Origin of the sequence: Variovorax sp. OK212 (assembly GCF_900112425.1) — a bacterium.
Taxonomy (GTDB): domain Bacteria; phylum Pseudomonadota; class Gammaproteobacteria; order Burkholderiales; family Burkholderiaceae_C; genus Variovorax.
Genome location: NZ_FOLP01000003.1, coordinates 551829 through 564690, shown reverse-complemented (window position 1 = coordinate 564690; position 12862 = coordinate 551829). Strand labels below are relative to the sequence as shown.

The 12862-nt window shown below is 70.9% G+C and carries 8 protein-coding genes; 5 read left to right on the top strand and 3 right to left on the bottom strand.

The genetic code is table 11. The features are described from left to right. Positions 1-69 precede the first annotated feature (69 nt). The 3 genes from BM004_RS13085 (at position 70) to BM004_RS13075 (ending at position 7322) form a co-directional block, all read left to right on the top strand. On the top strand, positions 70-1290 hold the full coding sequence (locus tag BM004_RS13085) for a YbfB/YjiJ family MFS transporter (RefSeq protein ID WP_093213826.1): 1221 nt from the start codon (positions 70-72) through the stop codon (positions 1288-1290). After that, positions 1287-1823, top strand: coding sequence for a methylated-DNA--[protein]-cysteine S-methyltransferase (locus BM004_RS13080; protein WP_093213823.1), 537 nt, complete (start codon positions 1287-1289; stop codon positions 1821-1823). The genes BM004_RS13085 and BM004_RS13080 overlap by 4 nt, the downstream gene beginning before the upstream one ends. 252 nt (positions 1824-2075) lie before the next feature. After that, a complete protein-coding gene (locus tag BM004_RS13075) occupies positions 2076-7322 on the top strand; it encodes an ESPR-type extended signal peptide-containing protein (protein ID WP_093213821.1) in 5247 nt (1748 codons plus the stop codon). A gap of 13 nt (positions 7323-7335) precedes the next feature. Here BM004_RS13075 and BM004_RS13070 read toward each other — a convergent pair whose 3' ends face one another. Both BM004_RS13070 and BM004_RS13065 read right to left on the bottom strand, forming a co-directional pair. Beyond that, positions 7336-8556: an MFS transporter gene (locus BM004_RS13070; protein ID WP_093213818.1), complete on the bottom strand. Its 1221-nt coding sequence runs from the start codon at positions 8554-8556 to the stop codon at positions 7336-7338. Between the two features lie 125 nt (positions 8557-8681). Beyond that, entirely contained in the window at positions 8682-9650 is a 969-nt protein-coding gene (locus BM004_RS13065) for a LysR family transcriptional regulator (RefSeq protein ID WP_093214117.1), read from the bottom strand. Between the two features lie 120 nt (positions 9651-9770). Here BM004_RS13065 and BM004_RS13060 point away from each other — a divergent pair, with 120 nt between their 5' ends. Next, the gene (locus tag BM004_RS13060) at positions 9771-10628 is read left to right on the top strand and encodes an NmrA family NAD(P)-binding protein (protein WP_093213816.1); all 858 of its coding nucleotides are present in this window, start codon (positions 9771-9773) and stop codon (positions 10626-10628) included. A 15-nt stretch (positions 10629-10643) separates the two neighbouring features. On the opposite strand, the gene BM004_RS13055 is transcribed toward BM004_RS13060, so the two are convergent. Then, positions 10644-11540 (bottom strand): LysR substrate-binding domain-containing protein, encoded by an 897-nt coding sequence (locus BM004_RS13055; protein ID WP_093213813.1) that lies wholly within the window; start codon positions 11538-11540, stop codon positions 10644-10646. A 78-nt stretch (positions 11541-11618) separates the two neighbouring features. On the opposite strand from BM004_RS13055, the gene BM004_RS13050 reads away from it, so the two are divergent. Then, positions 11619-12809: an MFS transporter gene (locus BM004_RS13050; protein WP_256219879.1), complete on the top strand. Its 1191-nt coding sequence runs from the start codon at positions 11619-11621 to the stop codon at positions 12807-12809. The last annotated feature ends 53 nt before the right edge of the window (positions 12810-12862 follow it).

Here is a 12862-nt window from a genome sequence, read left to right as displayed (position 1 = left end):
GGCAGGGGGCGGGCAGGAGCGGGCACGAACGGGCGGGCTGCCGCAGAATAGGCGCGCCACCCCGTTCCGATGTCGACCACGCTCACTTCCCCCGTTCCCTCGCAGCCCGTGCTGCGGCTGGCCTTCGCGCTGTCGATGGGCGCGGCCGTGTCGCTGGGCATCACCCGCTTTGCCTACGGGCTGCTGCTGCCGCCCATGCGCGCCGACCTGGGGTGGAGCTATGCGCTGGCCGGCGGCATGAACACCGCGAACGCGGTGGGCTACCTGATCGGCGCGCTCATCACGCCCGCGCTGATGCGGCGCTTCGGTGTCACGCGGCTGCTGGTGTGGGGCGCGGTGCTGGCCAGTGTCTTCATGGCCGGCAGCGGCTTCGTGACCGCCGCGCCGGCCTTGCTGCTGCAGCGGCTGCTGGCCGGCGTGGCCAGCGCCTGGGTGTTCGTGGCGGGCGGGTTGCTGGCCGCGCGGCTCGGCGAGGGGGGGTCTTCGCGCAGCGGCCTGCTGCTGGGCATCTATTACGGCGGCACGGGCTTCGGCATTGCGTTGTCCGCGCTGCTGGTGCCGCAGGTGCTGCGCGCGGCGGCCGATGTGCCGCACGGCTGGACCTGGGCCTGGTGGGCGCTGGCGGTCGCGAGCGCGGCGGCCACGTTCCTGCTGGCCTGGGCCGGGCGCGCGATGCCCGACCGGCCGGCGCATGCATCGCCGGCAGCGGCCAGCACCCACGCGCCGCCGGTCGCGCTGCGCCGCTTCGGCTGGGCGCTCGCGGGCTATGCGCTGTTCGGCATGGGCTACATCGGCTACATGACCTTCGTGATCGCGTTGCTGCGAGAGCAGGGCGCAAGCGCCGGCTTCGTCACGCTGTTCTATGCCTTGCTGGGCGTCGCCTGCGTGGCCTCGTCGCGCTTGTGGGCCGGGCTGCTCGACCGCTACCGCGGCGGGCAACCGCAGGCGCTGTTGAACGGCCTGCTCGGCGTGGCCACGCTGCTGCCGGTGCTGAGCCCTTCGGCGCCGGTGGCGCTGGTGTCGGGCGTGCTGTTCGGCGGGGTGTTCCTGTCGGTGGTGGCCTCGACCACCGCGCTGGTGCGCCACAACCTGCCGCCGGCGCGCTGGGTGCAGGGCATCAGCATGTTCACCATCGTCTTCGCGGCCGGGCAGATCGTCGGGCCGACCGTCACCGGCTGGATTTCCGACGGTGCCGGCGGCCTTGCGCGCGGCCTGGTGGCCTCGGCGATCGCGCTGTGGATGGGCGCGGTGCTGGCGTCGCGCCAGCATGCGCTGCAGGAGGCGCCATGACCGGCTTCGCCCTGTTCGAGACGGCCATCGGCATGTGTGCGCTGGCGTGGGGCCCGCAGGGCCTGGTCGGCGTGCAACTGCCCGCCGACGACGGCGAACAGGCCACGCGGGCGCGCATGAAACGGCGCTTTCCGGCGCTGCACGAAGGCCCGCCCGACGAGACGGCGCAGTGCGCCATCACCGCCATTCAAGGCCTGCTGCAGGGCGTGCACGACGACCTGGGCCACATCGTGCTCGACATGCGCGGCGTGTCGGAGCTTCACCAGCGCATCTACGCCATCGCCCGGCGCATTCCGCCGGGGCAGACGCGCACCTACGGCGACATTGCCGAAGAGCTGGGCGACAAGGGCCTCGCGCGCACTGTGGGGCAGGCGATGGGACACAACCCCTTCGCGCCGGTGGTGCCGTGCCACCGCGTGCTGGCGGCGGGCAACAAGCCCGGCGGCTTCTCGGCCGGCGGCGGCGCGCTGACCAAGCTGCGCATGCTCGACATCGAGGACGCGCGCCCCAACGGGACGGCTTCGCTGTTCTGACGCGCGGGCCCCGGGCCCGGCCGCCCGTGCCGCCGCCTCCCTGCGGGCTTAGGCCGTAGGACATATGCACTCCGCGCGCTTCTTTTTTAGCCGGAACGGCTTACATTGCGCGGTCATGCAATCCAGGCCGGCGAACAAGGCTCGCCGCGACCCAGCCAAATCCGGCGGCCCACGGCCCGCCCGATCTTCAGGGGAGTCCAGCAAGCGCTGACGACAGCGCTGTGGTCGGTCCCGAGAGAAAGGGCGTGGCACATGAACAAGACATTTCGCAGCGCGTGGAATGCGTCGTTGGGGGCCTGGGTGGCCGTTCCCGAAACCAGCATGGCGCGCGGCAAGCCGAGCCGCACGGGCAAACGGCCACCGGTGGTATTCGCCCTGGCGGCCGCCGCGTTCATCGTGATGCAGGCCTGGCCGAGATCGGCGCTGGCGGACCTCATCCTGACGAGCTCCACCTGCACGACGGCGGCGTCCGGCACACCGGGCCGGGTGAATCCGGGCGCGACAACCGACGGGCCGGGCGGCGTCGGCTCACCCGCACAGGACGGCTCGGGCGCCTATTCGGTCATTGCCGGTTGCGGCGCGAGCGGCGGCGGTTTCAGCTCCGGCGTGGTGTACGGCACTTTCGCCAAGGCCACGGGCATCGGCGGCGCGGCCTTCGGCTTCCTCGCGACCGCGCAGCACTGGAGCGCGGCCTTCGGCCTGGAGGCGTCGGCGGGCGGCATCTCGAGCATTGCCATGGGCTTCGGCGCCAACGCCTCGGCGCTGAACGCCGTCGCCATCGGCGGTGCGGGCGGCGACGGCGTCACGCCGCTGAGCGTCGCCAACTCGACCACGGCCTCAGGCGCGGGGGCGATCGCCATCGGCAGCAATGCGACCAAGGGCGCGCAGGCCGCGGCCGCGGACAGCATCGCGCTGGGAGGCCAGTCTTCCGTGGCGGCAGGGGCCACCTCGGGCATTGCGGTCGGCCGTGGCGCGACGGTCGGAGGCGCCTTCGGCATCGCGCAGGGCGACGGTGTGGTGAGCGGCGCCACGGGGCAGAACGTGGCCATCGGTTCCGGCGGAACCACGGCCAACGGCGGCTCGGCGGCCGGCGGCGCCGTGGCCATCGGGCGCGGGCAGAAGGCCACGGGCGACGGTGCGGTCGCCATCGGCGACCCCGACACCGCCACCGGCACCGGTGCCGTGGCCCTGGGCAATAACAACAACGCCATCGGACAGGGCGCCGTCGCCATCGGCAACGCGAACAACGCCAACGGGCAGGCCGCGCTGGCCTTCGGCGACGGCTCCACGGCCAACGGCGCGCGCTCGATCGCATTGGGCAGCGCCGCCAATGCCGCCTTCGGCAACGACATCGCCTTCGGCACCAACGCGCTCGCCATCGGCGATGCGAGCGGCACGGCGCCGTCGACGGCCTTCGGCACCAGCGCAAGAGCCACCGGCGGCGCCTCGACGGCCTTCGGCACCTTGACCAACGCCTCGGGCCAGACCTCGGCCGCCTTCGGCTACGCCGCCCTGGCCACCAAGCAGAACGGCGTGGCGATCGGCACCTCTTCGGAATCGCGCGGTGCCAGCAGCACCGCGCTGGGCGCGTTCGCGCAGGCGTACGGCGACAACGCCATCGCGCTCGGCGGCTCCTTTGCGTACAACACCAACGACATCGCGCTGGGCTCCAACGCCACGGCCGGCTCGGCCGGCTCCACGACGCCCACCCGCAACATCGCGATCGGTTCGGGCGCGGCCGCCACCGGCGGCTTTTCCACCGCCATCGGCCGGACCGCGAACGCCAGCGCGCTCGGCGCCACGGCGCTGGGCAGCAACGCGAGCGGCGGCGCTGCGGCTGCGGCACCCGACGCCGTTGCCATCGGTGGCCAGTCGAGCGTGGCGGCCGGCGCCACGTCGGGCATTGCCGTGGGCCGCGGCGCCACTGTGAGCGGCGCGTTCGGCATTGCGCAGGGCGACGGCGTGGTCAGTGGCGCGACCGGGCGCAACGTGGCCATCGGCTCCGACGGCACCACGGCCAACGGCGGCACGGCGACGGGCGGCGCGGTCGCCATCGGGCGCAAGCAGACGGCGGTGGGCAATGGCGCGGTGGCCATCGGCGACCCCAACAGCGCCACCGGCACCGGCGCGGTGGCCGTGGGCGCGGACAACGTCGCGAACGGCGACGGCGCGGTGGCGCTGGGCAACCAGTCACAGGCCGTGGGCAGCAGCGCGGTGGCGCTGGGCAACACCGCCGCGGCGCTCGCGGCCAATGCCATCGCCATCGGTGCCAACGCCAATGCGCAGTACGCGAACAGCGTGGCCATCGGGTCGGGCTCGATCACGGGCGCCTCGGCCCCCACGGGCACGGGCTTCCTGACCGGCACGGCCGCCCCGGCCTCGGAGGTCTCGGTGGGCGCGCCCGGCGCGTTGCGCCGCGTCACCAACGTGGCCGACGGCTCGGCGCCGCAGGATGCGGTGACGGTTGCGCAACTGAGCACCAGCGGCGCCAGCCTGTCGACAGCGATCAGCACGGTGTCGAGCGACGTGTCGAGCCTGTCGACGTCGACCTCGACCGGGTTGAGCACCGCGAGCAGCAGCATCGGCAGCCTGTCTACGGGGCTGAGCACGACGAACAGCAACGTAAGCAGCTTGTCGACTTCCACTTCGACGGGTTTGAGCACGGCAACGAGTGGCATCGCGAGCTTGTCCACGGGGCTGAGCACGACGAACAGCAACGTGAGCAGCCTGTCGACCTCGACTTCGACAGGCCTGAGCACGGCAACCAGCGGCATCGCGAGCTTGTCCACGGGGCTGAGCACGACGAACAGCAACGTAAGCAGCTTGTCGACTTCCACTTCGACGGGTTTGAGCACGGCAACGAGTGGCATCGCGAGCTTGTCCACGGGGCTGAGCACGACGAACAGCAATGTGAGCAGCCTGTCGACTTCGACTTCGACGGGCTTGAGCACGGCAACGAGTGGCATCGCGAGCTTGTCCACGGGGCTGAGCACGACGAACAGCAACGTGAGCAGCTTGTCGACCTCGACTTCGACGGGCCTGAGCACCGCAACCAGCGGCATCGAAAGCCTGTCCACCGGTCTCAGCACCGCGACCAGCAGCATCGACAGCTTGTCGACCTCGACGTCCACCGGTCTGAGCACCGCGACAAGCGGGATCTCGAGCCTCTCCACAGGCCTGAGCACAGCCAACAGCGGCATCTTCAGCCTGTCCACCGGACTGAGCACGACGAACAGCAGCGTGGGGAGCTTGTCGACGGGCTTGAGCACGACCAACAGCAATGTGAGCAGTCTGTCGACCGGGCTCAGCACGGCGACAAGCGGCATCTCCAGTTTGTCCACGGGACTCAGCACGACGAACAGCAATGTGGGCAGCTTGTCGACCGGCTTGAGCACGACGAACAGCAATGTGGGAAGTCTGTCGACGGGCCTGAGCACGACGAACAGCAATGTGGGAAGTCTGTCGACGGGCCTGAGCACCACCAACAGCAATGTCGGCAGCCTGTCGACGGGCCTGAGCACCACCAACAGCAACGTCGGCAGCCTGTCGACCGGCCTGAGCACTACCAACAGCAACGTCGGCAGCCTGTCGACGGGCTTGAGCACGACCAACAGCAATGTCGGCAGCTTGTCGACCGGCTTGAGCACCACGAACAGCAACGTGGGAAGTCTGTCGACCGGCTTGAGCACGACCAACAGCAATGTCGGCAGCCTGTCGACGGGATTGAGCACCACCAACAGCAATGTCGGCAGCTTGTCGACCGGCTTGAGCACCACGAACAGCAACGTGGGAAGTCTGTCGACCGGCTTGAGCACGACCAACAGCAATGTCGGCAGCCTGTCGACGGGATTGAGCACCACCAACAGCAATGTCGGCAGCTTGTCGACCGGCTTGAGCACCACGAACAGCAACGTGGGAAGTCTGTCGACCGGCTTGAGCACGACCAACAGCAATGTCGGCAGCCTGTCGACGGGATTGAGCACCACCAACAGCAATGTCGGCAGCCTGTCGACGGGCCTGAGCACCACCAACAGCAATGTTGGCAGCCTGTCGACCGGCTTGAGCACGACCAACAGCAATGTCGGCAGCCTCTCCACCGGGCTGAGCACCGCCACGAGCGGCATCTCCAGCTTGTCTACAGGCCTGAGCACGACGAACAGCAACGTGGGCAGCCTGTCGACGGCGGTGAGCACCACCACCAGCGGCATCTCGAGCCTCTCGACGGGGCTGAGCACGGCGACCAGCGGCATCTCCAGCCTGTCCACCGGCGTGAGCACGACCAACAGCAACGTCGGCAGTCTGTCCAGCGGACTCAGCACCACCAACAGCGGCCTCAGCAGCCTCTCCACCAGCGTGATCGGCGCGACGACCGGGTTCAACAGCCTGTCGACCGGATTGAGCACGGCCAACAGCAATGTCGGCAACCTCAGCACCAGCATCACCAACATCAACAACACGGGCACCAAGTACTTCCACGCCAATTCGGCCGCGGGCGACGCGTCGGCCACCGGGCAGGAGGCGGTGGCGATCGGGCCGCAGGCGGTGGCCAGCGGGGCCAATGCCTTCGCCGCGGGCAACGGCGCGAAGGCCACGGCGGACGGTGCCGTGGCGGTGGGCTTCGGCGCGCAGGCGACCGGCGCCAACGCGATCGCCATCGGCTCGGGCGCACTGGCCACGGGCTCGCAGGCCATCGGCGCCAATGCGCGAGCGGGCGGCGGCGGCGTGGCGGTGGGCGACAACGCGGACGCGGGCGGCACGCCGCTGAGCAAGGCGGCGGGCATTGCGCAGGGCACGGCCATCGGGTTCGGCGCGGTGGTGCAACAGACCGGCGGCGTGGCGCTGGGCGCGAACTCGGTGGCATCGACCGCGGCGGGCGTGGCGGCCTATGTGCCGGCCAGCGCCACGCCGCAGCAGGCCGCGGCCATCCGGGCGACCAACAGCACGCAGGCCGCGGTGTCGGTGGGCGACCCGGCAAGCGGGCAGTTCCGCCAGATCACCGGCGTGGCGGGGGGCACGGCCGACAGCGACGCCGCCAACATCTCGCAGCTGAAGGCCACGGCCAACGCGGTGGCCGCGGGCGGCGTGCAGTACGCCACCAACCCCGACGGTTCCATCAACTACAACCAGGTCACGCTGGGCAACGGCCAGGCGCCCAATGGCACGCGCATCGGCAACGTGGCGCCGGGCATCCTGCCGAACGACGCCGCCACCGTCGGCCAGGTGCAGGGCATCCAGAACCGCTTGCAGGGCCAGATCGGCGACGTGGCGCGCATCGCGTACTCGGGCGTGGCAATGGCCACCGCCATGAGCTCGCTGCCGCAATCGATGACGCCCGGCAAGAGCCTGATGTCGGTGGGCGTGGGCTACTACTCGGGCTACAGCGCACTGGCCATCGGGTTCTCGCAGCGCTCGGAAAACGGCAAGTGGGTCTACAAGCTGAACGGTGGTGTCAGCGCGCAGCGCTTCAACCTCGGGCTGGGGGTCGGCTACGAGTTCTGAGCCTGGGGCTACATCACACGGCTGCCACCGGCAGCCGGTGCAGCGTGGCGATGCGCGAGGCGAAGATGATCGCGGCCTGCAGCACGAAGCCGGCCAGCGCCAGCAGCAGGCAGGCCGGCTCGCCCCATGCCGCGCCCACCACGCCGCCCAGCGCCGCGCCGATGGGCCGTGCACCCGCGTTGATCGTGAGGAACACGGCCGACACGCGGCCCAGCATGGTCGCGGCCGTCACGCTCTGGCGCAATGTGGTCGAGGTGATGACCCAGACCATCGGCCCGGCGCCGAACAGGAAGAACGACAGCGCGGCCAGCCACGCGGCCGGCACGGCGAGCGTGGCCGCCATCGCCACCGCGGCAAGCACCGCAACCGCCGGCCCGACCTGGATCGCGCGGCCGAACGGCAGGCGCGCCACCACGCGCGGGGTCAGCAGCGCGCCGACCACCATGCCCGCGCCGTACATCGCCAGCGTCATGCCGACCGCCTGCGCGCCAAGGCCCAGCACACGCACCGCATACGGCACGTACCCGGCCTGCAGCACGAACCACGAGATGTTGAAGACCGCGCCGGTCATCAGCATCGGGCGCAGCAGCTCGCTTTGCCAGACGAAGCGCGCGCCGTCGCGCACCTCCAGCAACGGGTGCCTGCCGGAGGCCGGCGCGCGCGGTGTCTCTGTCAGCCGCAGCAGCAGGCCCACGGCCGCGGCCGACAGCACGGCGGCCAGCACGAACGCCGCCGACGCGCCCGCCCATGCGACCAGCGCGCCCGCCAGTGCGGGGCCGGCGGTGAAGGCCGCGCTGCGTGCGAGTTCGAGCCGGCCGTTGGCTTGGGCCAATGCCTCGCGCGGCACCAGCGACGGCACCAGTGCGGGCGCCGCCACGCTGAAGCCCACGGTGCCGACGGCGCCCAGAAAGCCCAGCACCGCGAGCCACGCGATGCCCAGCTTCGACGCCAGCAGCAGGCCGAGCAGCGCGAGCAGCGACACGGCCCGCAACGCTTCGGACCCCACCATCAGGCGCCGGCGCGACATGCGATCAGCCAGCAGGCCCATGGGCATCGACACGAGCAGGAAGGGCAGCGTTTGCACCGCCGCGAGAAAGCCGATCTCGCCCGGGCCGGCGCCGAGCGCGAGCACTGCGATCAGCGGCACGGCCGCGAGGCTCAGCTGTTCGGCGGACTGGGCGGCGAGGTTGGACCAGGCCAGGTTCAGGAAGGGGCGGGGCAGGGGGGCGGACATACGGAGGGACGGATGAGCAGATGGGCGGATGGGCTTCAGGCGAAAACCTCATCGTGCGGGCGCACGCGCTTCGGCGCTGGCCGTTTCCGGACGCGCAAGCGACCGCAACTGCGCCGTCAGCGCCGTCAGCGCCGTGGCTTCGACTTTGCGGCGGGAGCGGGAGAAGGGGCGGGAACAGGGGCCGGTGCAGGGGCGGGAGCGACGACCTCCCTCACGAAGTCGATGAACGCGCGCACCTTCGCGGCCGGCAGGTGCCGCGATGGATAGAGCGCATACAGCGGAATCCGCTCGCCGGGCCAGTCCGGAAAAAGATCCATCAGCGCGCCGCGGTCGAGCAACGGCTGGATGCCCACCGCCTTGATCTGCGCCACGCAGATGCCCGCCAGCGTGGTCTCGAGAATGGTGCCGGGGTCGCTCAACAGCAGCCGCCCCGCGGTGGGCACCTTGAGCAGCTTGCGCCCGCGCTGGAACTCCCAGCCGAAGGGCTGGCCCGTGACGGGGTTGCGCACCTGCAGGCAGGCATGGCCGGCAAGGTCGGCCGGTTTCGCGGGCCGCCCGTGCCGCGCGACATAGGCAGGCGTGGCCACGGTGACCACGCGCGAGTCCATCAGCTTGCGTGCCACCAGCGACGACGACGGCGGCTCGCCGAAGCGCACGGCAATGTCGAAGCCCTCGGCCACCAGGTCGCCGAGCTGTTCGCGCGCAATCAGCTCGAGCGTGAGCTCGGGGTGCTGCGCAAGAAAGCGCGGCAGGTGCCGTGCCAGCAGCAAGCGTGACGTGAAGGCGTCGGTGTTCACGCGCAACCGGCCGCGCACCGCGCCGGACGAGCCCGAGGCGATGGTCACCGCGTCCTCGATGCCGAGCACCAGCGGGTTGATGTTGGCGTAGAGCAGCCGGCCTTCGTCGGTGAGGTTGAGCGAACGCGTCGTGCGGTCGAACAGCCTCACGCCGATGCGGCCCTCGAGCCGTGCGATGGCGCGGCTCACGCCGGAAGGTGTGAGGCCGAGCGCGGTGGCGGCGCTGGCGAAGCTGCCGCCTTCGACCACGGCGGCCAGCACGCTGACGTTGGAGAGAAGGCGTCCGTCGAGTGTCATTTCCTGTTCTTCACCCATTCGTGATCAGGTGTCATGAATGATATGCCTTGGGGTCGCTTTACTCAAAGATGAGGCGTTCCTACGATTCGCTCCCTTCAAGTGAACAAAGGAAAAAACCTCATGTACGCCATCACCGGAATCACAGGCCAGGTCGGAGGCGCCGTTGCGCGCGTCTTGCTGTCGGCGGGCCAGGCCGTTCGCGCGGTCGTTCGCGACGCGGACAAGGGCCGGGCCTGGGCCGAACGCGGCTGCGAAGTCGCCCTGGCCGAGATGAACGACGCGCAGGCACTGGCGCGTGCCTTCGCTGGCACGAAGGGCGTCTTCGTGCTGCCGCCGCCGAACTTCGATCCGGAGCCCGGCTTCCCAGAGGCGCGGGCCGAGAACGCCGCGGTGCGCCAGGCGCTCGATGCGGCGCGTCCGCCGCGCGTGGTGTGCATGTCGACCGTCGGCGCGCAGGCGGCGCAGCCCAACCTGCTGAGCCAGCGCACGCTGATGGAAGAGGCGTTGCGCACGCTGCCGTTCCCGGTCAGCTTCCTGCGGCCCGCGTGGTTCCTCGAGAACCTGCGCTGGGACATCGCGCAGGCGCGGACGCAGGGCGTGCTGTCGAGCTACCTGCAGCCGCTCGATCGCGCCGTTCCGATGGTTGCGACGGCCGATGTGGGGCGGGTCGCCGCCGAGCTGCTGGTGCAGCCGGGCGAGGTGCCGCGAGTCGTCGAGCTCGAAGGGCCCGAGCGGCTCACGCAACATGCGGTGGCCGATGCGCTCGCGCAGGTGCTGGGCCGGCCGGTGCGCGCCGAGGCGGTGCCGCGCGAGACCTGGGGCGCCATCTTTCGCGCGCAGGGCATGCGCGACCCGGTGCCGCGCATCCAGATGCTCGACGGGTTCAACGAAGGGTGGATCCGCTTCGAGAGCGCCGATGCGAGCGTGCGCAAGGGCAGGGTGGGCGTGGCGGAGGTGATCCGGTCGCTGCTCGATTGAGCGGCGGGTCGCTCTTCAAACGCTCTCTGCACGCATCTGCTCGAACCACTCCGCCACGTACGCGGCCTCCGGGGCGGCGCTAGGCGCCAGGCCGTAGTAGTAGCGATCGAGCGCCATGCGCAGCGTGGGCAGCGGCGACTGCAGGCGGCCCGAAGCCAGGTCGTGCGCCACCAGCGAGGTCGGCGCCAGCGCGATGCCCAGCCCGTCGACCGCTGCCTGCAGCACGAAATGCAGGTGGTCGAACTGCAGACGGCCGGCGGGCCGGGTGCGCGGCGCGCCGAACTGCTTCTTCCACGCGTCCCAGTCGTCCTTGCGCGTCCGGGCCGACAGCAGCACGTGCGAGGCGAGCGCGCGAAGGTCCGCGAGCGGGTGCGTCCTGAAGAGCGCCGGCGCGCCGACCACGAGCACTTCGTCTTTCAGGAATGGCCGCACCTTGATGGAAGGCGGCCAGCCGTCGAGCCCGCGGCGCACCGCGATGTCGAAGCTGTCGAAGCCGCCGATAGCCTGCTCGGGCATCACGGTGCTGGTGACCACCTGCGGCTCGATGTCCGGAAAGCGCTCGACGAAGGAGGGCAGGCGCGGAATGAGCCAGCGCACCGCGAACGAAGGCCGCACGTTGATCCGCACCGCGGGGGCCGGCCCCTGTGCCTGAAGCGCCTGCGCCGCCGCGTTGATCTGCGAAAGCGCCGGCTCCACTTCGGCGAAGAACTGCTGCCCCTCGGCCGTCAGCGAGACCTGCCGCACGCGCCGCTCGAACAGCGCCACGCCCAGGAACTCTTCGAGGCTCTTGATCTGCCGGCTCACCGCGCTGTGCGTCACATGCAACTCGAGCGCGGCGCGCGTGAAGCTCAGGTGGCGGGCCGCGGCGGCAAAGGCACGCACGGCGTTCAGGGGCGGTTCTCTGGACGGCATGCGTGCAATTTTCTCACGCATGACGCACGTTAATGTCGTTTGTCGGCGGGGCAGGGCGCGGCGCACCATCGGCGCTCGATGTCACGCACCTCTTCCCCTCCGGCCGCCTCGGCGGCCAATCTCACCAATCTCGCAGATCGCACCGACCTGAATTCCCGCCACGCGGCGATGGCCCTCGGCCTCTCGCTGCCGGCCGACGTGGTGCTCTACCTGCTGTTGCCGATGTACGCGAGCCAGTTCGGCGTGACGCTGGCCGAGGCCGGCATGCTGCTCGCGGCCAACCGGCTGGTGCGCATTGCGGGCTACGGCCATGTGGCGCGTTTCTACGCACGCCATGGCGACCGGCTGACCTGCACGATCGCCGTGCTGGCGGCGGCCGCCTGCGGTCTCGGCTATGCCACGCTCTCCGGTTTCTGGGCGCTGCTGCCGCTGCGGCTCACATGGGGCCTGTGCTTCGCGGCGCTGAACCTGTCGACGCAGGCACTGGCCACGGCCGACCCCGTGGGCGCCGCGCGGCGCAACGGACGCTCGCGCGCCTTCATCGCGATGGGGCCGGTGCTGGCGCTGCCGCTGGGCGCGCTGCTGGCGCACTGGAGCGGGCCGCGCGCCATCTTCGGCATCCTCGCGGTGTTCTCGCTGCTCGCGTGGTTCGTCACGCGGCGCCTGCCCGCGGCGCCGCACCCGGTGGGCAAGCCCACGCGGCGTTTCAAGTGGCCCAACAGCCTGGACAGCTGGTCGTTCATGGAAGGGCTGGCGCTCGACGGGCTCTTCATCGTCGGCCTGTCGTACCTGGGCAAGGACCTGATGCCCGGCGGCGCGGTGATCGTGGCCGGCGTGCTGATGGCGCTGCGCTACCTCGCGGAGATCCTGCTGAGCCCGGCCGGCGGGCACATGGCGGAGCGCTTCGGCGCGGAGCGGCTGCTGGTGGGCCTGTCGCTGGTCACGGCCGTCGCGCTGGTGGGCTTCGGCCTTGGCTGGCTGTGGAGCTGCGCGGCGCTGATCGTGGTGCTGCGCGCCTTGCAGCTGCCCTTGCTGCCGCCCATCGTGGCGCGCCGCACGCCCGGCCCCGAGCGGGTGCAGGCGCTGGCCGCGCGCTCGGTGTGGCGCGACATCGGCGCGGGCACCGGGCCGTTGATGGCCGGCCTGTTGCTGCCCGTGGCCTCGCCGCCGTGGATCTACGGCGTGGCCGCGCTGCTGCTGGCCGCGAGCGCGCTGGCCTGCGGCTGGAATGCGGCGCCCGCCACGGACGCGCCGCGCACGGCCAACTGACCTTCAGACTGACCCGCCGACTACATTCCCATCGCCATCCAGAAGCCACCGCC

What these genes read in the sequence shown, in the direction of transcription:
- BM004_RS13070 (WP_093213818.1), bottom strand. Translation starts at nt 8,556, where the DNA reads ATGTCCGCCCCCCTGCCCCGCCCCTTCCTGAACCTGGCCTGGTCCAAC.
- BM004_RS13060 (WP_093213816.1), top strand. Translation starts at nt 9,771, where the DNA reads ATGTACGCCATCACCGGAATCACAGGCCAGGTCGGAGGCGCCGTTGCG.
- BM004_RS13080 (WP_093213823.1), top strand. Translation starts at nt 1,287, where the DNA reads ATGACCGGCTTCGCCCTGTTCGAGACGGCCATCGGCATGTGTGCGCTG.
- BM004_RS13050 (WP_256219879.1), top strand. Translation starts at nt 11,619, where the DNA reads ATGTCACGCACCTCTTCCCCTCCGGCCGCCTCGGCGGCCAATCTCACC.
- BM004_RS13075 (WP_093213821.1), top strand. Translation starts at nt 2,076, where the DNA reads ATGAACAAGACATTTCGCAGCGCGTGGAATGCGTCGTTGGGGGCCTGG.
- BM004_RS13065 (WP_093214117.1), bottom strand. Translation starts at nt 9,650, where the DNA reads ATGACACTCGACGGACGCCTTCTCTCCAACGTCAGCGTGCTGGCCGCC.
- BM004_RS13055 (WP_093213813.1), bottom strand. Translation starts at nt 11,540, where the DNA reads ATGCCGTCCAGAGAACCGCCCCTGAACGCCGTGCGTGCCTTTGCCGCC.
- BM004_RS13085 (WP_093213826.1), top strand. Translation starts at nt 70, where the DNA reads ATGTCGACCACGCTCACTTCCCCCGTTCCCTCGCAGCCCGTGCTGCGG.